Below are 22,524 nucleotides of genomic sequence, written 5' to 3'. Positions count from 1 at the left end.
TGGATGCTCGTTCAACTTGCGCGACAGTGTGCGGAATGCTCGACGTCCCCTATTCGAACAGCTCGGCAGCACGCGCGAGTTCTTTCATTACTTCGATATGCTGCGGGCACGCAAGCTCGCAGGCACCGCACTCGATGCACGACGATGCCCGGCCGCCGACGGTCCGCCAGTCGTATTCATGGCTAGCCATCGGCATATCTTCGAAGAGCGTCATGATGTTGAGCGCGTAGAGCGCCGAAGGGATGCGCACGCCCTCCGGGCAACCCTCGACGCAGTAGCCGCAACTCGTGCAGGGCACCGTAGGCACCGAGGCCAAGATGGCTCGTGCCTGTTCGAGCGCAACGCGCTCCTGCTCGTTCAGCGGTCCGAGCGACGTCATGATGCGCGTATTCTCGCGCACTTGGTCGGCTGTGGACATGCCAGACAGCACGGTGAGCACGCCTGGCAGCGACGCAGCGAAGCGCAGACCCCAAGATGCGAGCGGCACCTCGGGATTCGCCTCGCGCAGCACCTCGACCGCAGCGGCTGGCAGATGAACGAGCGAGCCGCCCTTCAAAGGCTCCATGATAACGACCGGCAGGTTCCGAGCGCGGGCCACCTCGTAGCATTTCCTGGATTCGATCAGGCTATTCTCCCAGTCGGCGAAGTTGATCTGCAACTGCACGAAGTCGAGGGGACGATGCGAGTCCAACACCGCCTCTAAAGCAGCGGCGTTGTCGTGGAACGAAAGGCCGAGCTTGCGAATCAGACCGTCTTCCTTCTTCTGGAACAAAAAGTCCCATATGCCGTACTCGTCGAATGCCTTCGTACGGTACTCGCCCAGATTGTGCATGAGGAAGAAGTCGAAGTAGCCAGCACCGGTCTGATCGAGAGAGGCATCGAACATGGCACGCGCCTCATCGGGCCCTTTCGCAACCCACGCCGGAAGCTTCGAGGCAAGCTGGAATGAATCTCGCGGGTAGCGGTCGACAAGCGCTTCCTTGAGCGCGGCCTCGGATTTGCCGAAGTGATAACGCCGCGCCGTGTCAAAATAGGTGAACCCGGCATCCATGAAGATGTCCACCATCTCCTTGGCCTGATCGATGTCGATATGCATCTCTCCATCGGCCCCTTCAATCTCCGGCAGCCTCATGAATCCGAACCCGAACTTTGCCATCTCGTCCATCGATCTCCCGCTTTCCTTTTGACGTCATCCTTGCCACACCAAAACCCGAAGCGCACGCAACCATTATCGCAAAACGGAGTGCCGTCGCAAAGTGCGGCGCGAAAAACATGAAGCTCGGAAGGTTCCCGTCTGCCATAATGAACCGAGGCGCTCACACGGAGCGTGTGCGAATCGGCCTGCGGGCACCCGTCCGCGAACACGAGAGAAGGGATTTGCCATGCTGCACGAAATCTGCTTTCCATCGTCGAACGATCGGGACCAGGTGACGGGGTGGATCTACGTCCCCGCCTGCGAGCCCGAGGGCATCGTGCAGCTGATCCACGGCTTCGGCGAGCACTCCCGCCGCTACTTCCATATGATCGTGGCGCTCATGGACGCCGGCTTCATCGTTGCGGCCGACGACCATGTGGGGCACGGCGCCACCGCCATCGCGAATGGCACTTGGGGCGACTGGGGCGACGCGGGGCCGCACACCATGATGGAGGACGAGAAGCGGTTCAAGGACCTCGTGTGCGAGAAGTACCCCAACCTGCCCTACTTCCTGTTCGGCCACTCCATGGGCTCGATGATCGCGCGCGACTTCAGCGCGAAGTACGGCGACGAGCTGGCCGGCGCCGTCTACTGCGGCACCACCGGCATCTTCAAGAACACCCACGAGGTGCGCGCGAAGCTGGACGAGACCATCGCCGCCGGCAAGGGCCACGAGAGCGACCCGGCCTTCGTGGGCGAGCTGATGGGCTGGATGTTCGCCCGCTGCGACGAGGGCGCGACGCGCGGCAACGAGTGGATCTGCCACGACCCCTACGTGCAGAAGGACCATGCGGAAGACCCCTTCGACGCGTTCACGCACCCCACGCACAACGTGAGCCTGCGCGACTTCATCGACATGATGCTTTGCATCGAGGGCCCCGAGTGGGCCGAGAAGGTGCCCGCCGGCCTGCCCGTCCTCTGCATCGCCGGCGACCAGGACCCCGTGGGCACCTACGGCGAGGGCGTCTACCAGTGCGCCAACTGGCTGGCCGACACGGGCCACGAGGTGACGACGAAGCTGTATCCCGGCTATCGCCACGAGATCCACAACTACGACGACCTCAAGTTCGAGGTTGAGGAGGACCTCGTCAGCTGGCTGCTGATGCACCTGTAGACCGAAACGAAGAGCGCCCTCGCGATCACGCGGGGGCGCTCAAGATCGTAGTCGGCCTCGGAACTCGCCTCAGCAAGTAATATTTCCACAGGTCGGCAGCCAGGATAGAACCCTTGCCTACGTTCAACAGGCAATCACGCGTCCTGGATGCCCATGCCCTCGAGTACCCGCTCGAAGATCCACTCCCCTTTGACCGAAGAGGACAGGGTGCGATCGATGTAGTCAAGCTTTCAACTGCCCACGAGCCTGCCGAAGAAGTCGTATTCCTCCGGCAGCTCAGGGTTTCTGCCATCGCTCTCCAGCGCTTCGACGAAGTCGTTCATGCGTAGGCCTCCCCTGTCGTCCTTGTGCGAATCATGTTGCGCCGACTCTCCGCATCCTCGTGCAGCAGCCTTTCTCCTATGAGGCAATTTACACCATACGGCCCTTCTAACGGCAACGCATTCCGAGCGTTCCAGAAATATCGCCAATCGGATGGTTCCGCCGAATGCATCGAAAGCCGTTATCGGCTCTCTGCCAGGTCAGCTTTCCCCGGTATTTCAGGGCCCGAGACGTCTTCGAGGATCAGGCACGCCTCTTCCATCTTGGCTACGGCGCGATGCAAGACGTAACCCTGCATCGAGTTGAAGTGAAGCGCATCGTATAAACTGAACTCCTCCTCATTCTGGAGCGCGGCATCGTAGAGGCTCAAGCACATGAGGAGCCCCCGAAGGGATGATATTGCTTCCGCGACGGCCGACCCCGCATCCATCGCCGCCGATCGCATGCCCTCGCACCCCGCAGCCGACGCATGCTCTTCCATTGTTTGGCTCCTTTCGATCGGATGCGGGCGAAGCGAGGCTGCGCATCCCGCCAATATAGCAAGCATCGAAACCTGCCGCCGCGTTACCGCATCGCGCGCGAAGCGGCAGGCAATGGGCATGGCGCGAGCCCTCCTTCCCCTTACGCACATAACGGAAACGTTGCGCAAATGAATACCCATGAGTATTCGTAAAGAACAGTCTAGCGCATACCCTTGGAACATGGCCGAGCAATTGGACAAGAGGTACGCGCTTCTGGGCGCGGCAATCCGAAGGACGCGAGAGGACGCGAACCTCACGCAGAGAGATCTTGCGGGTATGATCGGCCAGCCTTCTTCTAATTCCTATGTATACCGGCTGGAGAACGGGAAGATGAAGGTCAGCCTCGAGCAGTTGATACGCATCGCGGATGCGCTCGAAGTCGAAGTCCACGACCTGATCGACTTCTAGCCCTTGCTCTCCGAAAGCTCGGGAAGCCGGCCCGCTCCGCAGCTTCCTCGATATCCCGCTCGATCCTGCGAGCGATCATCCGACCTCCCTACACGTTGAACTTGAAGTGCATCACATCCCCGTCCTGGACGACGTACTCCTTGCCCTCCTGTCGCAGCTTGCCGGCGTCGCGGCAACCCTTCTCGCCGTTCAGCTCGGAGTAGTCAGCGAACGAGGCGGTCTCGGCCTTGATGAAGCCGCGCTCGAAGTCGGTGTGGATGACGCCGGCAGCCTGCGGGGCCTTCGCGCCGATGGGGATGGTCCAGGCGCGCGTCTCGGTCTCGCCGCTGGTGAAGTAGCTCTGCAATCCCAGCAGCTTGTACGCCTCGCGCACGAGACGGGCCAGGCCGCTCTCCTCGAGACCCATGGCCTCCAGGTACTCGCGCGCTTCTGCCGGGTCGAGCTCGGCCAGGTCGGCCTCCACCTTCGCGGAGATGGGCACGGGCGCGCATCCGTCGATCTCGGGCAGGTCGGCGTCCAGCTGTTCCTCGTCGACGTTGGCGATGTAGAGCATCGGCTTCATCGTGAGCAGGTGCAGGTCGTACAGCGCCGCGCGCTCGTCGTCAGTGAGGTCGAGCGTGCGGGCGCGATGCCCCTCGTTCAGGCCCTCGTACACCTTCTTCGCCGCAGCCACCTTCGCCGCGCCGGCCTTGTCGCGCTTGGCCTCCTTCTCCAGACGTGGCAGTGCCTTCTCCAGCGTGCCCATGTCGGCCAGGATCAGCTCGGTCTTGATGGTTTCCACGTCGCTTTGCGGGTCCACCTTGCCGGAGACGTGCACCACGTCGGGGTCGCCGAAGAAGCGCACGACCTCGCAGATGGCGTCCGTCTCGCGGATGTTCGCGAGGAACTGGTTGCCCAGGCCTTCGCCCTGACTCGCTCCCGCGACGAGGCCCGCGATGTCCATGAACTCGACGGTGGCCGGCACGATGCGCGCCGGATGGTCGATCTCGGCCAGGCGGTCGAGGCGCGCGTCGGGCACGGGCACGACGCCCACGTTGGGCTCGATGGTGGCGAACGGGTAGTTGGCCGCGAGGCCGCCCTTGTTCGTGAGAGCCGTGAACAGCGTAGACTTGCCGACGTTCGGCAGGCCGACAATACCGATGGAAAGCGACATGGAACTTCCTTTATGAGAACGATTGCTGAGTATTCGCACATGATAGCACTGCCGTCGCGCCAGGACGAGCCTGCTTGGCCCGGCATCACGCAACGTGCAAGGGGTCGCGGACGGCCAAGAAACGAACGCTAGCGCTTCGCCGATTTAAATGTTACTATAATAATATCATTAATGCGCCACGGATAACGCCGCCGGATCGTAGCAGCGCGCACGTGCTACACTTTCCTGCAAGCCGGGAAGACGAACGACGCAACGGGTACGACATCATTCCGTCCATCGGGAACGCGGGAAAGAGCCGCCCGAAGAGAGGCCCGCAGGAGGCGACGATGCTGGATCGAGCCATATTCGCGCTGCCGGGAGTGCGCCGAGTACTGGCGTTGCTCGCAAGCGCCTCCGCCTTGCAGGCGCTCTGCATCGTTGGCCAGGCTTGGTTCCTCGCCACGGCCCTCGCGAACCTCTGGCACGGAGCGCCCATCCCGGATCAGACTGCATGGATCGCGCTCTTCTTCGCCTGCTTCGTCGCTCGGCAAGGCGCCGTCTACGCCGAAGACGCCTACCTCGAAACCTATGCCTACGACCGCGCCGACGAACTGCGCCAGGAGCTGCTTCGCAAAGTATTCACCACGAAGGCGCAGGTGGTATGGGACAACGGGACGGGCAGCGTGGCGGCGGCCATGCTCGAGGGCGTCGATCAGGTACAGGCCTATTTTCGGCTCATCCTGCCCAAGATCACCTCGATCGTCGTCATCCCGCTTATCGTGCTCGCCTTCGCGCTCGCGCTCGACTGGGTATCCGCCCTCATCATGTTCATAATGTTCCCGTTCATCGTGCTGTACATGATCATACTCGGCCGCAATGCAAAGGATGCAGCGTCTCGACAATACCGCACGTTCCAGGTGCTCTCCAATCACTTCATCGACACGCTACGCGGCATCGATACGCTCAAGCTGTTCGGCGCGGGCAAGCGCCATGGTGCGAGCATCTTCTCGGTGAGCGAGCGGTTTCGCGAAGCCACGATGAAGACGTTGCGCATGGCGACGCTCTCCAGCCTCGTGCTCGATCTGTTCTCGACTCTGTCCATCGCGGCGGTGGCCTTCATGTTGGGCATGCGGCTGCTCGACGGTACGGCACAGCTGTTCCCCGCGCTCGCCATCCTCATCATGGCACCCGAGTACTTCAAGCCCATCCGCTCGTTCGCGTCCGACTACCACGCTTCGCTCGACGGGGTGAATGCGCTGAAATCCATCCAACGTCTCATAGGCGCCCCAGACGGCTCGGATCACAGCTGCGAACTGCCCGATTGGGGCGCGACGTCGCGCATGGAGCTTCGGGGCGTCGGCTGCTCCTACGACAGCCATCGCGTGCTCGAGAATCTGGACTTCACGGCCGAAGGCTTCCGCAAATATGGCATCGTCGGCGCCAGCGGCGCGGGCAAGAGTACGCTCGTCAGCCTCCTCGGCGGCTTTTTGGCGCCTGATGCAGGCGACATCGAGCTGGGCAACACGCCTTTGCCCGATTTCAAGCAGGACGGCTGGCAACGGCAGATCGTCTACATACCGCAGGACCCGTATCTGTTTCATGCCACGTTGCGCGATAACATCGCGTTTTACCGACCCGATGCAAGCGACGAAGAGGTCGCGCGGGCGATTGACGTCGTGGGCCTGGACGGCCTCGTCGCGGAACTGCCCTGTGGACTGGACACACTTGTGGGCGAAGGCGCGCGCGCCCTCTCGGGCGGCCAGGCGCAGCGCATTGCGCTCGCGCGGGCGTTTTTAGACAATTCGCGGCGCATCTTGCTGTTCGACGAGCCCACCGCCCATCTGGACATTGAAACGGAGATGGAGTTGAAGGAGCGCATGCTGCCGCTCATGGAGGGCCGCCTGGTGTTCTTCGCCACGCACCGCCTGCATTGGCTCGACGACATGGACGAAGTGATCGTGCTCGATGACGGGCGTATCACAGAGCACGGCCCGCTGGCCGAACTTGAGGCAAACGGCGGTGCGCTCGGCCGTCTTGCGGCGCAGACGGCCTGGGAGACCGCATGAGCGCCCGGATGCGCCGCGAGGCGCACGTCGAAGAGGCGCAGAGACGGGCGGACGCCGCCAACCAACCTGCAACCGGCGAACCGACCCGCAGAAGCGGTCGCGACCGATGGGTCAGGCCCTTCTTCAAGCAGTACCGCAAAGCGCTCGCCGTGGCGCTGGCCCTTGGCGTGGCAACCTTTTGCTTCGCTTCGGGGCTCATGTTCACCTCGGGCTACCTCATTGCAGCTGCAGCGGAAATGCCCGGCAGCATCCTCATGATCCATATGCCCACCATCTTCGTGCGCATCTTCGGCATCGGCAAGCCCATCCTGCAGTACCTGGAACGGCTGACGAGCCACGATTGGGTTCTCCGCATGACGAGCGCACTGCGCTCAAAGCTCTACGCATCCATCGAGGGCGACGCCATCCTCTTCAGGCGCACACATCGCACGGGCGACGTGCTGGGTCTGCTGGCCGAGGACATTGGACATCTGCAGAACCTCTATCTGCGCACGGTGTTCCCAACCGTTGTTGCGTGGCTGCTCACCGTTGTCGTCGTTGCGGTGCTGGGGTTCTTCTCGCTGTGGTTCGCACTCGCCATGCTGCTCGCGTTGCTCGTGGTGGTGGTACTCGTGCCGCTTGCGTCCGTATTGGCGACGAGAGCGCGTGTCGCTCGTCGCAAGGCCATAAAGAACGAGCTGTACTGCGAACTGACGGACAACGTGCTGGGTGTTTCCGACTGGATATTCGCGCATCGCGGCGCGGAATACCTGAACCGCTACCGTTCCTCCCAGCGCGTGCTGCGCGATGTGGACGTCGAGCTCGACCGATTCGCCCGTAGGCGGGACCTGATCTCGACCGCACTGTTCGGGGGTATCGCGGTCATGACGCTCCTCTGGGCGGCCGGCCAATTCGGCGGCGTCCACGGAGGAACGGCGAATTGGATCGCAGCCATCGTGCTGGGCTTCTTTCCCCTCATAGACGCGTTCGCACCGCTGTCGACGGCGGCCACGGAGGCCGGTTCGTACCGTGCCTCCATCGACCGGCTCAATGAGCTTCCCGACGATCCGGGTAATTGCGGTAAGGCTGAAGACCGGCCGGTAAGGACGGCGAACCGCAAGAACGCGCGCACGGAGGACGCCGCAGCAGCGGCCTGCGCGCCGCAGGTCGTTCTCCCGTCGCCGGGCGCTCCTCCGACCATCCGCGTCGAGAGCGTGCGCTTTTCCTATCCCGAGGCGCCCCGTCCCGTGCTCGACGGCATCAGTCTGGAGGTGCGCCCAGGCGAGCGTGTGGCCATCCTCGGCCGCAGCGGATCGGGCAAGAGCACGCTCGCCTCGCTCATCCGGGGCGATTTGAAGCCGGATGCAGGCACGGTGGAGCTGGGAGGCGTGCCCGCTGGCTCGTTTGGCGATGACATGGCCCGCTATCTCGGCGTGATCCAGCAGCAGACGTATTTGTTCAACCGCTCGCTTCGAGAAAACCTGCGCATCGGCCGCGAGGACGCGACCGACGAAGACGTGAACAACGTTCTGGAACGGGTCGGACTGCGCACCCTGGTCGAGCGACTTCCCGAAGGACTCGACACGCTTGTGGACGAGGCGGGCGTACGCTTCTCGGGCGGGGAGCGCCATCGCATCGCACTTGCACGTGTGCTGCTGCAAGACGTTTCGACGATCGTGCTCGACGAGCCCACTGTGGGGCTTGATCCCGCCACCGAGCGCGCCCTGCTCAAAGCGGTCTTCGCCACGACTGAGGGAAAGACCCTCATCATGATCACGCATCATCTGCAAGGCGTGGCCGACATGGACCGCGTCGTGTTCCTCGAGGACGGCCGCATCGAGCTCGAAGGCTCCCCTGCTGTGCTCGCGCGCGAGAGCGAGCGTTACCGCCGCCTGCTCGCGTTCGATCGCGGCTTCCCGTCGCGCTCCCATGCATGAGCTGACGCCCTGCTTGTGGCTCAAGGCAAAGCAGACGGGCGAGATTCGGCACGCTTGTCGGCGCCGGATCTCAATTTCCCCTCTCGCCCGGCGCGAAAGCTCCCGCTAGCATGCATGTACCCGTGGTCTTTTGACTGTGCACGTGCAGCTTGCACAGAGCGGCGAGGTTGCAGGCATCCATGTGCTACGATGAACCTCGAAGACGGTCCGAGCATCCGGGCCGCGACCGATCGGCGCGCGCTTTCGCGATGCCGCCCTCGGAAAGGACGGCATCGCCATGCCCCTCAACAAAGCGGTTCTCGCCGCATTCAAAGCGGCTTCGCGCCTGAAGCCCGACATCAAGCAGACCTACGAAGCCCAGCGAGTGGCCGAGGACGTCATGGGAAAGCTTTCCTTGCCCGATCCCCGCTGCCGCATCGACGAAGCAGTCGCCGTCATGCGCGACGGCTACGAAGTGCCCTTGCGGGTGTTCACCCCGCTCGATTTCGACTTCTCGCTCGACCGCGGGCTCAAGGTCGTCGAGGACTTCCGCGGCACCATCCTGTTCTTCCACGGAGGAGGATGGGCGAACGGGTCCGTCGACCTCTACATCGACGCCTGCTCCACTCTGGCGGTCAAGCTCGAGCGACGTGTGGTGTCGGTGGACTACCGGCGCTCGCCGGAACATCGCTTCCCGCAGGCGCCCGAAGACTGCTACGAGACAGCCCGCCAGCTGTTCGCTGGAGAGTTGCTCGCCGACGTCGACGTCGACAACATCGTGCTATTCGGAGACAGCGCCGGCGGCAACCTGGCAGCCGTCGTCTCGCTCATGGCACGCGACCGCGGCGAGTATATGCCCCGTTCTCAAATGCTGCTCTACCCCGTAACCTACAACGACCACGACCCGCGCACGTCGTGGTTCGACTCGGTGCGCGAGAACGGCGAAGACTACCTGCTCACCGCGCGCGACGTGCAGGGCTACATGGAACTGTACTGCTCCTCGCCCGAGGATCTCGCCAATCCCTATCTTGCCCCGCTGCTCGCACCCGATGTGTCAAACCAGCCGCGCACGCTCGTGATCACCGCCGAGTACTGCCCGTTGCGCGACGAGGGCGAGGCCTTCGCAGCGCGGATCGACCTGGAAAGCGGCGAGGCGGCGTGCTATCGTGTGCTCGATGCCGTGCATGGATACCTGCTGTATCCTTCGGTGCTCAACGTGGTCAAGGACACCTACCGCATCATGAAACATTTTCTGGACGGCGATGGACTGGAACAGGAGGACGACCCGGCGTGGCTCGAGCTACTTGGTACCGACTAGACAACGTGGGGAAGTTCTACTCGTCGCAGGCGGGCAGCTCCGCCCAGACGGTTTTCCGATACTCCGCCGACCTTGTGGATGACGTCGACCCCGACCTGCTGCAGCGCGCACTCGAGAAGACGGTCGACACGTTTCCCAGCTTCAACGTGTGTTTACGCAGCGGCATGTTCTGGCACTATTTGGAACAGGCCTCCGAAATGCCGTCCGTGAGCCTTGAGAACCTACCGATCTGCTACGGGTTGCACGTCCACGCGAAAAGCGTGCTGTTCAGGACGAGTTACTACCACAGCCGCATCAACCTCGAAGTGTCCCACATGGTATCGGATGGGCGCGGCACTCTCAGCTTCTTCAAAGCGCTGCTCTACGCGTACCTGCAGGAGCGCTACGGCGTCGAAGGCGTGGAAACGGATTACGACGGATCGGACCACCAGAAATCCGAGGACAGTTTCGACAAGTACTTCGAACGAGACAAGGCAGCGCCCACGCACGCGCCGAAGGTCTACCGCCTATCGGGCTGGCGCGACATCGCGGATCCCACATTCATGGAATACCATCTTCCCGTACAGCAGGTGCTCGACCTCGCGCGCTCTTACGGAGTGAGCCTCACCTCGCTCGTGATCGCCGTTGTGCTATGCGCCATCCGCACGGAGATGCCGCAGCGCGATCGGCACCGCGCTATCCGCCTCGATATTCCTGTTGACCTGCGTCAATTCTTCGAGTCGGCCACGACCAAGAACTTCTTCGGACTGGCCTATGTGTCCTACGTGCCCGGCGACGAGAACGAGCCCGTAAGCGCCGTAGCCGCACAGGTGCAGGCCCAGCTGAAGGTGGCCACCGAGGCCGAGAACCTCAAATCGCGCATGAATCGCATGATCGCGCTCGAGAAGAACCCGCTTCTGCGTCTGGCGCCGCTGTTCGTGAAAGATCTCGTGCTCGGCTTGGCGGACTGGCTGGTCGCGCGCGAGACCACCACTACCGTCTCGAGCCTCGGCCCCATCCGCATCGATGAGAGGCTGGCCCCGTTCGTCCGGACGATCAATGTGCTAACCTCGACCAATGGCATCAACTTCATGGTGTGCTCGTTCGACGACGACCTGAGCATCGGCATCACGTCGGCCTACTCGAATCCTGACGTGATCAAGAATTTTTGTCGATTCTTCACGTCGAACGGCATCGAGGGCCTCATCAATATCAACAAGACGAGCAAGGAGGTAGCCGAGGATCGGTTGGAGACTAGATTTGAAGCCTCGGTCAAGCGGCTGGGCGGCCAGGCTTCTGCGCAGTCGGACGAACCGGTCCCTTCTGACGAGGATGGGGCGCGCGTATGAGGCGCTGCAGCAAATGCGGCGTAGCCTTCACCGGCGATCTCGATCGATGCCCGCTGTGCCAAGCTGAGCTCGAAGGCGAAGCCGAACCCTCGGTATTTCCCGTGAACGCGGTCAGGAAATCAGGTGCCGTGGCGCTCGCCGTGCTGGCGTTCGTCACCGGGGCATGCCTGATCGCCCTGCCCTTTCTGGGACATCTTCTGGACATCCCGGGCGACATCGTGCTCGCCGTTTGCGTGGGGCTCGCCTTGAACTACCTATTCGTTCGGAACATTATCGTACACAACCCGGACTTTTTACGCGTGGTAGCGCGTTACTTCCTCATCCTGCTCGCCATCGCCGCCGCCTGGTTCCTCGTAACGGGCAATCTCATCGTCACGACGTTCGTCATTCCCGGCATCTGCCTGACGGCGATCGTGTACGACGTCGTGCTCGTCGCGGTGTTCAGGGGCACGTTTGTCTCCGGGTACGCCAAGTACCTTCTATTCGATGTCGTACTGGGCGTAGCGCCGCTGGCCCTCTCGAACCTCGGTCTCACCACCTGGGACGTGCCCGCGTATGCAAGCGCGCTTTCCGCGTGCGTATTTCTTCTCGCATTGCTCGTCTTCACACGCAGGCAGCTCCTGGCCGAGATGCGCAAATTGTTCTCCGCATAACGCAAGCTGCCCTTGGATGCGCGCCCCGCATATCGTACAATCGAACGATACCGGTTTCAACGAGGGGAAAGAGGCACGATGGCGAACGAACAGATCAGACTCGGTTTCATCGGATTCGGCAACATGGCGCAGGCCATTGCGCGAGGACTCGTCGGCGCGGGGGCGCTGTCGGGCGAGCGCATCACGGCATGTGCAGCGCACTTCGACAAACTGCAGCGCACCGCCAAGGAGATTGGCGTGAACGCAGTCGAAACGGCGGCGGAGGTCGTCGAAGCGAGCGATTTCATCGTGATCGCCGTGAAGCCTTACCTGGTCGAACACGTGATCGAGCCCGTGCGCGAGGCGTTGGCTGGCAAAGTGGTGGTGTCGGTGGCGTTCGGATGCTACTTCGATTTCTTCGAGAGGATCCTCGATCCGAGCACCCACCACATCAGCACAATACCCAATACACCCATCGCCGTAGGAGCCGGCGTCGTCTCCTGCGAGCAGCGGCATTCGCTTACCGAAGAAGAGTTCGCCGCGTTCTCGGATCTGTTCGGCCAGATTGCGCTCATTGAGAGCATGGACACCAAGCTGCTCTCGGTGGCGAGCGACGTGGCCGGTTGCGGTCCCGCGTTCACGGCCCTGTACGTTGAAGCGCTCGCCGATGCGGCCGTGAAGCACGGCATGCAACGCCCGACCGCCTACCGGCTCGCCTCGCAAATGATCGTGGGCACGGGAAAGCTGCAGCTGGCGACGGGCAAGCATCCCGGCGAGCTGAAAGATGCCGTATGCTCGCCCGGCGGCACCACCATCAAAGGCGTCACGCAGCTTGAAAAGAGCGGGTTCCGTGGCGCAGTGATCGATGCCATCGATGCCATCGAAAACGCCTGACGGATCATCAGGAACGAAGAAGGGAGCGCGCAGAGGCAGCATCCCCACACATACCATGAATCGGAAGCGCAACCTGCGCTACGATCGTGATAACGAGACCCGCACCTGGTGGCAGGAGGCGGGTTTCGCTTGTCATGCTTCGCCGATGCGCGTCTCGAACAGGGCCACCGTGCACGTTGCCTTCACGAGAATCTTGCCGTCCGGGCGAGCGATCTCCACGTCCGATACCACGGAGCGCCGCCCTTTGTGGACAACCGTGCCTACCACCTCGAAGTACTCGTCGTCGACAAGCCCCGGGCGCAGGAAATTGGCCGTCAACGACATAGTCGTATTCTGGAATCCATAGGTGTCGGCCACGCCCGTACCGGCCATGTCGGCCAGCGCCAGCAGGAATCCGCCGTGCACGGTTCCGATATTGTTCGCGGAATCCGGCCCGGGGTAGGCGCGCATCTCGAAGCGGCCCTCTTCAGCGCAGATAAACTCAGAGCGCTCGAGACCGCCGATATCGGCGACGTCGCTCTTGCAGAAGTCAAGGACAAGCGGGTCCAGCATGTCGTACCTCCTCGTTCGGTGTTGAGCATGGGGCGCAGACTCGGGTCCGCGTCGACGCGTTGCGGCACGCGACGGGATGTCAAAGGCCTGCGGGCGGGACGAAGCGCTGCAACCGGCAGCGCATGGACGCCCCCTTGCAAGCTGCAGTCCCATCATACCGTAGTTGCTGCTTCTGGCGCTCCAGCCCGGCAGCGCCGACACCCGCATGCACCAGGACACGCGCCTCACCTGCCCACCATCGAAATGATGCTACCTGCTGCGCGCTTCCCGCCTGCGCATCGCACGCGCGTAGAAGAATGCGAGCACAAGCCCTGCCGCCGCGATACCGATGGCAATGGCCAGCGTATGGGCAAAACCCGACGCATACGCCTGCGCCTTTGCCGCACCAGCCACGGTATCTCTTAGCACATCCGCCGAAAGAACCCCGACGAACAACGACGAGCCGAGCGCCGAAGCGATCTGAACAGCCGTGGAATTGATGGATGCGCCATGCGGGTATAAGTTGGACGGCAGCTGCCCGAGCGCCGTCGTCTTCGACGGGGCCACCACGAACCCGACGCCTGCATACACCGCCGCAGAGCATAGCACGACCAGCGCCGCCGCGAAGCCTTGCGCCGAGAAGAACGCGCCCGTCTGCCCGATGAGAACAAGCACGAGGCCCGCCGGGATGAGCGGCCAAGCGCCGAATTTATCGTACAGCCTGCCTCCGAAGAACGTGAACACCGCATTGACCAGAACTGGGCCCAGCAACAGCAGGCCCGAGACGAACGCCGTACGCCCCAACGCTCCTTCGTAGTACAGCGGCAGAAGAATGCTCATCGAGTAAGAGGTCAGCATGCCCACCATCACAAGGACGATTCCTGCAGCGAAGCGCGGATGGGCCAGGGGGTGTAGATTGAGCAGCGGCTCGCTCGCCGAGAACTGCCGCCAGGCGAAGAGAGCGAGGAGCACCGCTCCACCGGCCAGAGCGACAACGGACGGCAGGACGTCATGGGTGATTTCGCCGAGCCCGAACATGAGCGCGCTCAAACCCGTCAGACCCAAGATCACACTCAGTACATCGGCAGAGGCGTGCCCGGGCGATGCGCCGCCGCGGATCAGGAAGGCGCCGACGACAAGCAGCGCCAGCGCCAGCGCCAACGGAACAATGAACAGCGCCGACCATCCGAAGTACGTGAGCGCAAGACCCGAGACCGTCGGGCTCACCGCCAAACCTATGGCTATCACGCCGCTGTTGAGAGCAAGGCGGGTGCCGAGCGTCCTGCGCGGCGAGTTCGTCATGATGGCGCTCGTCACCATGGGAAAGAACAGACCGGTGCCGATGGCCTGTACGAGGCGGCTACCGAACAAGGTTGGAAAATCGGGCGACAGCAGGGCCGCTCCACTTCCAATCGCCAGCGCTCCGACGCCGACAAAGAACACCCGCCGCAAACCGAGCCGACCGAGCAAAAACGCCGACAGCATAATGGAGGTAGCCGCGACCACCATGTATCCCACAATCAGCCAATTCGCCACAGAGAGCGTAACATCGAAACGACGTGCCACCTCGGGCAGCGCGACGTTCATCATGCTCTGGCTGAACGAACCAGCGAACGAGCAAGCAAGAAGCGCGGGCAGCATGCTACTTGATGCCCTTCTAGAAATGCCCGCTGCGCTCATCCCATCGCCTTCCGCTCGACCGATCTCCCGATCCACCGCAACCGGCGGATCGGGTTCCAGTCTAGCGTCAGGCGGGAAGAGTCCGGCAACCGATCGAAACCCGCAATGGTCCAGTCATCAAACCGAGCGCTGTGTGTAGCCGGCAGGACGAATGGCTAGAAGCTTACAAGGCCGAAAGTTTGCGCGACGTAAGCCACAAGAATGACTATCACCAGCACAGGCGCAACGTACTTGATCATGATGGTCCACACCTTCTCGGCCTTGAAGGGGCTCGAGCGTTTCACCTCGTCAACGATCACCTTCGGCTTGATAATCCAGCCGACGAAGACGCACGTCAACAGTGCGACGATAGGCATGATAACCGAGTTTGATATGAAGTCGAAGAAGTCGAGCAGCGACGATCCTGGCCCGAGCGGCTCGATGAACGATAGACCACTGTAGCCCATGTTCACGATAACGCCCGCGACTGTTACGACGGCAATGACCGCGATAAGCGACTTCTTGCGGCTCCACCGCGCGCCGTCCATGATAATGGATACGCACGTTTCGGTGAGCGAAATGGCACTCGTCAGCGCCGCGAAAAGCACGAGCAGGAAGAACAGAAAACCGACGATCGTCGCAGCGTCGCCCATGCCTCCGAAAACGCCGGGCAACGTGATGAACATCAGGGACGGGCCGGAATTCGACGCGACCGCTTCTCCTGATCCCATGGCCACAAAGGCAGCTGGAACAATCATAAGCCCTGCGAGGAACGACACGCCAATGTCAAAGCCGCCGATGCGGGTGACGCTCTGCGTAAGGCTCGACTTTTTGTCAAGATAGGAGCCGTACGTGATCATAATGCCCATAGCCAGCGACAAGCTATAGAACATCTGCCCGAGCGCCCCGATCACGAGCTCCGGCGAGAACTTGCTGAAATCGGGCACGAGATAGTACAGCACGCCGTCAAGGGCGCCCGGCATGGTCATCGTGTAGATGGCGATGCATACCGCCATGATAATGAGCGCAGGCATCATGATCAAGTTGGCTTTCTCGATGCCGCCCTTCACGCCGAGCGACACGACGATGAACACGATAGCCATGAACAAGAGCATCCAGAGAAAGCTTTCGGTGTTGCTTGTGATGAAACCTGTGAAGAAGCCTCCATCGTCTGCGAGTGCCGCAGGACCATTGATGAGGTAAGCGGCTGTATACTTCGTCACCCATCCGCCGATGATGCAGTAATACGGCGTGATGATGAAGGGGACCGTCGCTGCCAGCACACCGATAAAGGCGTACTTCTTCCCAAACGTCCGAAAAGCGCCAATGGCAGACTGCCCGGTTTTACGTCCGAGCGCCGTCTCGAGCAGCAGCAACGATACGCCGAACGTGAAGACGAGCACGAGGTACGTCAGCAAGAACGTGCCACCGCCATACTGGGCCGCCAGATAAGGAAAGCGCCACATGTTGCCGAGGCCCACCGCGGACGCCGCAGCAGCCAGAATGAACGCCCACTTGCCCGACCACGAAGAACGCGCGGGCGCACCGGATGATGCCATGGTAACCTCCAAGGTACGTCAGAATTGCAGTTGTCTCGAAGCCCCTTCGTATTCGGACAGCAAAGATCTGCACGCGAGCACGATCCGCCATCCAAATGCTGCATTATACCGGGAAATGCATGAACGATTCATCACATTGAGCGAATAGGTTCGGATGAAAGCGGCCAAAGGCTTCAAGTGCCGCAGGGAGCAGCACACGCGAAGCGAGCCCCCCTCCCCCCTGCCCGCAAGATCGGGCGTGCATGACTCGAGGCGTTCTGACGGATCGACGTCACATTCCCGCATGAGCAAACGCGAAAGAAGCTCCCGCGAGATCAGGCGAGCTTCGAAGTATCAACGGCAACAAGGTGACCGTGCTCGTCCTCGAACACGCACAGGCTGCCATCCTGGCTCTCATAGAGATTGCGGAAACTTGCGAGCCGTTCGCTTGACAGCGGATGAGCCGGCCGGTCGCCCTCTCCGTCGTCTGAAAGCGCGCTGTCATCCGTCCGCTGTACGTCTTCGATCTTCTCCACGCCGCACGTGAATTCCGCAGGATCCTCAACGTGAATTGGCGCGAACTCCTCGGTCGGCGACAGAACGGCGCAAGCTGCGCTCGGCGGGTCGCACGCGGGAATCTCAGACGCAGCTGGAACGCTCACCTCGAAACACGCCGACTCCGCCTGGTCGATCGCAGTCTCGACAGCAGGCTCTGATACGGCATCGGTCGGGCATCCTGCATCGCAGGAGGGATCCACCGCCGGAGCTGAAGCATCGAAGGAAGACTCGGCCATCGAACCGGGAGCATCGCAAGAAGGAGCGGCCATCGGTGTAGAAGCATCGCTCGAAGGCGCGGCCATCGGTGCATCGCAGAGAGGTTCAACCACCGGAGCAGAAGGCGCCTCGGCAGCAACGGGCTCGACGGTCGCGACGGTCGCGACGGTCGCGACGACCGATGGAAGCTCGATCACGGGAAGCTCGATACGCTGCGACCGCCTGCTCGCGTTCTGCCCTGGTGCAGAGGGGGCGTCTTGTAGCGCAGCATCGGCATAGCCCCCCTCCACGACTTCGATTCCGGAAGGCATGATGGGCCCTGTCGTAAGGGGCGCATCGATACCCAAACGGGTGGCAAGAGAGAGATTCGACTGCGCGATGGTCACAAGCTCGCGTGCATAATCGGCCACCGCGTCGCCATCGGCGGGCTCTCGCAAGAGCTTGCCGATTTCAAGAACGCGACCCCACGAGAGTGCGTCGACATCCTCCTTCATAGACACGATGCGATCCACCTCGCGAGCAACCTTTTTTTCCGTCGATGTTCCGAACACACACGCCTTCTTCCTGTAAGCAAGGCGATCATTGTACCACGTCAGTAAATGACTCGCCAGAACACAAGACCCTGGGCAGGAGCATTCTCGCCCGCAGCCTGACGTTCGCGCGCCTCAAGCACCTCGGCCACCCACGAGGCGGGACGCTGGCCTCGACCTACCATAACAAGCGTGCCCACTATTGTGCGAACCATGGAGTGCAGAAACGCGTTGCCTACCACCTTGATGGCGAGGATGTTCTCCCCTAAGACGGTTTCAGGATGGAAGGATATCTCGCGTATATTGCGGTTCGTCGGCTTTCCCTCAGCCGACGCTGCCAAGCAGAAGCTCTTGAAGTCGTGTTCACCCAACAGGTACTGTGAGGCGACCTCCATTGCCGACACATCCAACCCACCGGGCACGAACCACGAGAAATCCTTCATGAAGATAGGACTCGTGCTGTCCACGCACAGATGATAGTGATATTCGCGCGCCTGGGCATCGAACCGCGCCGAGAAGCCGAGTTTTTTCGGCTCCACCTCACGCACGCTGATGGCATCGTGCGTGAGCGCATTGAGCGAGCGGCGCAGGGAAGGCAGCGAGCGTCCGCCGAGATCAACGTCGTCCACGTCAAAGCTCACCACCTGGCCGAGCGCATGCACGCCGGCGTCGGTGCGTCCGGCACACGTCGTCTCAACGTCGCGCTTGAACAGCAGGTGCAAGGCGTCTTCGAGATCACCCTGCACGGTGAGCTGCCCGGGTTGGCGGGCGAAACCGGAGAACGGAGCGCCGTTGTAGGACAGAGTAAGCGCGAGCGTGTGATCACGCACGGGCTTTTCGGCGGTTGGTGCCGCCGCTTCGCGCTGACGCGCGGATGTGGGGGTGATGGTTTGCGTATTCATAGCCGCCATGATAAACGAACCCGGCCCCGCCGCAAGCCCGAGCCGGGTTCCGCTTGCCAAATTGTTGAAATGAGACGTTAACCGTATCCCTTCGCCTCGCAAATCGTTCGCAACGTCAGCGAGAAGCGCCATGCTCCGCGTATCCCTACGAAGCCCTCCACACCTGCGCGCCGAACAGATCTTGGATCTCAGAGCGCATGATGGGGCTCGTCGAATCCACCGATACGGGCAATTCGGCGCGGAACTTATGGCCGTCGTTCTGCTGAACGAACAGCACCACGCCGTCACGGCCCGGGTATGACTTCAGGATACGGTTAAGGCGCAGGGACTTAGCCTGATCGAAATCGGCCATGGGCACGCGCAGCTCGAGGTGGGAAGGGGCCGCGTCGGCGTCGGATAGCTCGATCGACTCCACTTCGAACGCCATGATTTGGTTGCCGCGATCATTGTGCTCGAATTTGCCCTTGATCTTGACAATCGCGTCCTCTTGGATAGCGTCGGCGTTTTCCTCGTACTTGAAGCAGATCGCCTCGATGTGGCCGGTCGTATCCTCGAGCGTAAACGTAGCCATCTTCGTGCCGCGCTTCGTGAGCTTCGTCACCACATTCGAGACCATGCCCACGAATACGGCTGATTTGATCTCGCTCGTGCGCTCGGCCAAATCGCCCAGCTGGTACTTCGTCATGTGCGCGATGGCGTTCTCATAGGGGCGCAGCGGATGGTCCGAGACGTAGATCTTCATGATCTCCTTCTCGTATGACAGCAGCTGGCGCTTCGGCCACTCAACTCCGTCGGGTTCCGGGATATCCTCCTCGAAGCCTGAATCGGGGTCGTCGCCGAACAGATCGAACATGGACACCTGGCCCGCATCGCGATCTTTCTGGCGCTTCGAGGCGCTTTCCAGAAGCGGCGTTTCGTCCACGAAGAACATGAGCTGCTTGCGCGTGTAACCCGTCGAATCGAATGCCCCGCCCTTGATGAGCGCCTCGAGCGTCTTGCGGTTGTAGCACTTCGCATCAAGACGGTTTACAAAGTCGTGCAGCGAGGTGAACGGACCATTAGCCTCGCGTTCAGCGATGATAGCCTCGGCCACATTCGCGCCGACGCCTCGCACGCCAACCAAGCCGAAGCGCACGCCTTCGTCCGTGGGCGTGAACTCGGCGTTGGACGAGTTGATATCCGGGGGCAGTACGGGGATCCCCGAATGGTTGCAGCTCGCGATGTAGCGGATCAGACGATCAGTATTGCCCATATAGGACGACAGCACGGCGGCCATAAAGTCGTTTGGGTAATGAGCTTTCAAATACGCGGTTCGCATCACGAGGATGGCGTAGGCTGCGGAGTGCGACTTATTGAACGCGTACTTCGCGAACTTCTCGGCATCCTCCCAGATCTGCTTTGCAATCTCGAGCGAATAGCCGTTCTCGACCGCGCCGGCGTTCCAGTCCTCCTGCAAACCGCGCATGACGTCGATCTTCTTCTTGCCCATCGCCTTGCGCAGCTTGTCGGCCTTACCTGCCGAGAATCCGCTCATAGCCATGGATATCTGCATGATCTGCTCTTGGTAGACCATGGTGCCGTACGTCTCCTCCAAGATAGGGCGGAGCCGCTCGTCGTAATAGTGGATGGAGGTCTTGCCGCTCGCAACCTTGATATAGTCCTCCACCATGCCGGACTCAAGGGGGCCCGGACGGTTGAGGGCGATGGAGGCCACGATGTCGGAGAAGCGCGTAGGGGGAAGCCGCGCGAACAGGCTTACGTACAGCGCGCCCTCCACCTGAAACAAGCCGTCCATGTTGCCCGATTGCATGAGCTTGAAGGCGGCTTCGTCGTCGATGGGAATCTCTTCTGGGACGACCTTCATGCCAAACCGCTGCTCGATGTTCTTGCAGGCGATGGTGAGCACATCGAGCGTGCGCAGGCCGAGGAAGTCCATCTTCAACAGGCCGAGCTCGGGCGTATAATGACCGTCGTATTGCGTAATGATGCCGCCGCCCTTGGTATCGCGCTTCATGGGCACGTGATCACTCATAGGATCGCGGCAGATGATGGTGGCGCAGGCATGCACGCCCTCGCCGCGCACGTGGCCCTCGATGGACTTCGCGGCGTCAAGAACGGCTTTCACGTCCTCCTCGGTCTCGTAGGCCTTCTTGAGATCCGGGTTCGTGGCAAGGGCCTTGTCGATGGTGATGCCCAGCTCGTCGCCGATCAGCTTGCATATGCGATCGCCCGTGTTGTAGGGGTAGTCCAGCACGCGCGCGGCGTCGCGCACAGCGTTCTTCGCTTGCAGCGTGCCGAACGTGATGACCTGCGATACGTGGTCCTCGCCGTACACGTCCTTGATGTGGTTGATCACCTCTTCGCGGCGACCCTGCTCGAAGTCGACGTCGATATCGGGCATCTCCACGCGTTCGGGCGACAGGAATCGCTCGAACAGCAGGCCGTTTGACAGCGGGTCAAGCGCGGTAATGTCCATGGCGTACGCAACGATGGCGCCTGCGGCCGAGCCGCGGCCCGGCCCGACGCCGATACCCTGGCTGCGCGCCCACTCGATGTACTCCTGCACGATGAGGAAGTACGCCGGGAAGCCCTGCTGGATGATGACGCCCATCTCGTAATCGGCGCGTTCCTGCGCCTCCTGCGGAACCGGGTCTCCGTAATGCTTGACCAAGCCCTCCTGCACACGACGTCGGAAGTAGCTTTCCTCCGTCTCGCCTTCGGGCAAGGGGAACCGCGGCAGGATGGAGTCGCGCTCAAGCACCACGTTCACCTTCTCGGCCAGCTCTACCGTTGTGTCGCAGGCCTCGGGGAAGTCCTTCAGCGCCTCGCGCATCTCCTCCTCGGTCTTCATGTAGAACTCGTCGTTTTCGAAGCGCATGCGCTTCTCATCGTTCACAGCCGCGCCCTGGGCGACGCACAGCATGTAATCTTGGGCCTTTGCGTCCTCGCGCGTAAGGTAGTGGAAGTCGTTCGTAGCGATGGTCTTGAGTCCGGCCGCCTTGGCAACGTCGGTGAGCATATGGTTGAGCTCGGTTTGCGTGAACCCGGCGTCGGTGCGAATGCCCTGGTTCTGCAGTTCGATGTAGAAGTCGCCCGGCTCGAAGCAGCTGGCAAAACGCTTAGCCCACTCGACAGCGTCATCGAACTGGCGATTGTCCAAGAGCTTTGGAATGATGCCTGCGATGCACGCCGATGAGCCGATGATGCCCCGACCGTACTTTTGAAGCATGCTGAACGTCGTGCGCGGCTTGTAGTAGAAGTTGTCGACGTGCGACTCGCTGACCAGCTTCACCAGGTTGTGGTAGCCCTCGTTGGTCTTTGCCAGCAGAAGCAGATGGTAGAGTTTGGGTTTGACATCCTTGCGCAGCTCTTCGTCGGTGGTGAAGTACACCTCGCAGCCGTAGATGGGCTTCACGCGCTTGCCCGTCTCCTCCTCCACCCTGTCGCACATCTCGCACAGCTGCGGCACGCCCGACATCACGCCGTGGTCGGATATGGCCACAGCCGGCATATCGAGCTCGGCGGCTCGCTTCACCATGTCGTAGATGTGTGTATGCCCGTCGAGCAGGGAGTATTCGGTATGGTTATGCAGATGGACGAATGCCATATCTTGTGCCTCGAATCGGTTGGGATGCGCGTGGTTGTGTTTTTGGCGCGAACGCGGTGTGCCACGATGCCGATACAATGATACCAGCATCGGCGAAGCCGATAGTCGAACAAACGATGGTTTTTGCGCGGAAGCGCCGCGTGGCCGGATGCCGCAGAC

Annotated in this window: 17 protein-coding genes; 8 read left to right on the top strand and 9 right to left on the bottom strand. The window is 61.6% G+C overall.

What is annotated here, in order from left to right:
- Positions 1 to 49: 49 nt before the first annotated feature.
- Complete coding sequence (locus ABGT83_RS01130) at positions 50 to 1,165, bottom strand: aldo/keto reductase (RefSeq protein ID WP_346685591.1); 1,116 nt, start codon at positions 1,163 to 1,165, stop codon at positions 50 to 52.
- Positions 1,166 to 1,382: 217 nt separating this feature from the next.
- On the opposite strand from ABGT83_RS01130, the gene ABGT83_RS01125 reads away from it, so the two are divergent.
- On the top strand, positions 1,383 to 2,309 hold the full coding sequence (locus ABGT83_RS01125; RefSeq protein ID WP_103264211.1) for an alpha/beta fold hydrolase: 927 nt from the start codon (positions 1,383 to 1,385) through the stop codon (positions 2,307 to 2,309).
- A gap of 502 nt (positions 2,310 to 2,811) precedes the next feature.
- Here the strand turns inward: ABGT83_RS01125 and ABGT83_RS01120 are convergent.
- Positions 2,812 to 3,111 (bottom strand): hypothetical protein, encoded by a 300-nt coding sequence (locus tag ABGT83_RS01120; protein ID WP_346685590.1) that lies wholly within the window; start codon positions 3,109 to 3,111, stop codon positions 2,812 to 2,814.
- A gap of 178 nt (positions 3,112 to 3,289) precedes the next feature.
- On the opposite strand from ABGT83_RS01120, the gene ABGT83_RS01115 reads away from it, so the two are divergent.
- Complete coding sequence (locus tag ABGT83_RS01115; RefSeq protein ID WP_346685589.1) at positions 3,290 to 3,559, top strand: helix-turn-helix domain-containing protein; 270 nt, start codon at positions 3,290 to 3,292, stop codon at positions 3,557 to 3,559.
- 88 nt (positions 3,560 to 3,647) lie between these two features.
- Here the strand turns inward: ABGT83_RS01115 and ychF are convergent, their stop codons facing one another.
- Positions 3,648 to 4,712, bottom strand: coding sequence for a redox-regulated ATPase YchF (gene ychF, locus ABGT83_RS01110; protein ID WP_103264208.1), 1,065 nt, complete (start codon positions 4,710 to 4,712; stop codon positions 3,648 to 3,650).
- Between the two features lie 326 nt (positions 4,713 to 5,038).
- On the opposite strand from ychF, the gene cydD reads away from it, so the two are divergent.
- The 6 genes from cydD to proC all read left to right on the top strand — a co-directional run bounded on the left by cydD (position 5,039) and on the right by proC (position 12,824).
- Entirely contained in the window at positions 5,039 to 6,757 is a 1,719-nt protein-coding gene (gene cydD / locus ABGT83_RS01105; protein ID WP_346685588.1) for a thiol reductant ABC exporter subunit CydD, read from the top strand.
- A complete protein-coding gene (gene cydC, locus ABGT83_RS01100) occupies positions 6,754 to 8,673 on the top strand; it encodes a thiol reductant ABC exporter subunit CydC (protein WP_346685587.1) in 1,920 nt (639 codons plus the stop codon). Before cydD ends, cydC begins: the two co-directional genes overlap by 4 nt.
- Positions 8,674 to 8,950: 277 nt before the next feature.
- Complete coding sequence (locus tag ABGT83_RS01095) at positions 8,951 to 9,970, top strand: alpha/beta hydrolase (RefSeq protein ID WP_346685586.1); 1,020 nt, start codon at positions 8,951 to 8,953, stop codon at positions 9,968 to 9,970.
- A complete protein-coding gene (locus ABGT83_RS01090) occupies positions 9,943 to 11,298 on the top strand; it encodes a phthiocerol/phthiodiolone dimycocerosyl transferase family protein (RefSeq protein ID WP_103264204.1) in 1,356 nt (451 codons plus the stop codon). The genes ABGT83_RS01095 and ABGT83_RS01090 overlap by 28 nt, the downstream gene beginning before the upstream one ends.
- Positions 11,295 to 11,951 (top strand): DUF6320 domain-containing protein, encoded by a 657-nt coding sequence (locus ABGT83_RS01085; RefSeq protein ID WP_346685585.1) that lies wholly within the window; start codon positions 11,295 to 11,297, stop codon positions 11,949 to 11,951. The genes ABGT83_RS01090 and ABGT83_RS01085 overlap by 4 nt, the downstream gene beginning before the upstream one ends.
- A gap of 78 nt (positions 11,952 to 12,029) precedes the next feature.
- Positions 12,030 to 12,824 carry a pyrroline-5-carboxylate reductase gene (gene proC / locus ABGT83_RS01080; RefSeq protein ID WP_103264202.1) on the top strand — a complete coding sequence of 265 codons (795 nt, stop codon included), beginning with the start codon at positions 12,030 to 12,032 and terminating at the stop codon, positions 12,822 to 12,824.
- 132 nt (positions 12,825 to 12,956) lie between these two features.
- Here the strand turns inward: proC and ABGT83_RS01075 are convergent, their stop codons facing one another.
- The 6 genes from ABGT83_RS01075 to dnaE form a co-directional block, all read right to left on the bottom strand.
- On the bottom strand, positions 12,957 to 13,376 hold the full coding sequence (locus ABGT83_RS01075) for a PaaI family thioesterase (protein WP_103264201.1): 420 nt from the start codon (positions 13,374 to 13,376) through the stop codon (positions 12,957 to 12,959).
- A 249-nt stretch (positions 13,377 to 13,625) separates the two neighbouring features.
- Complete coding sequence (locus tag ABGT83_RS01070; protein ID WP_346685584.1) at positions 13,626 to 14,996, bottom strand: MFS transporter; 1,371 nt, start codon at positions 14,994 to 14,996, stop codon at positions 13,626 to 13,628.
- A gap of 194 nt (positions 14,997 to 15,190) precedes the next feature.
- The gene (locus tag ABGT83_RS01065) at positions 15,191 to 16,573 is read right to left on the bottom strand and encodes a sodium-dependent transporter (RefSeq protein ID WP_103264265.1); all 1,383 of its coding nucleotides are present in this window, start codon (positions 16,571 to 16,573) and stop codon (positions 15,191 to 15,193) included.
- A gap of 314 nt (positions 16,574 to 16,887) precedes the next feature.
- Positions 16,888 to 17,838, bottom strand: a complete 951-nt coding sequence (locus tag ABGT83_RS01060; protein ID WP_346685583.1) for a hypothetical protein — start codon at positions 17,836 to 17,838, stop codon at positions 16,888 to 16,890.
- A gap of 80 nt (positions 17,839 to 17,918) precedes the next feature.
- A complete protein-coding gene (gene truA / locus ABGT83_RS01055) occupies positions 17,919 to 18,758 on the bottom strand; it encodes a tRNA pseudouridine(38-40) synthase TruA (RefSeq protein WP_103264264.1) in 840 nt (279 codons plus the stop codon).
- Positions 18,759 to 18,903: 145 nt separating this feature from the next.
- Entirely contained in the window at positions 18,904 to 22,365 is a 3,462-nt protein-coding gene (gene dnaE / locus ABGT83_RS01050) for a DNA polymerase III subunit alpha (RefSeq protein WP_103264198.1), read from the bottom strand.
- Between the last annotated feature and the right edge of the window lie 159 nt (positions 22,366 to 22,524).

It is taken from the genome of Enteroscipio rubneri (assembly GCF_963929405.1).
GTDB lineage: Bacteria > Actinomycetota > Coriobacteriia > Coriobacteriales > Eggerthellaceae > Enteroscipio > Enteroscipio rubneri.
Note: the sequence above shows the minus strand (reverse complement) of the source record. Positions and strands in the feature narration are given on the sequence as shown.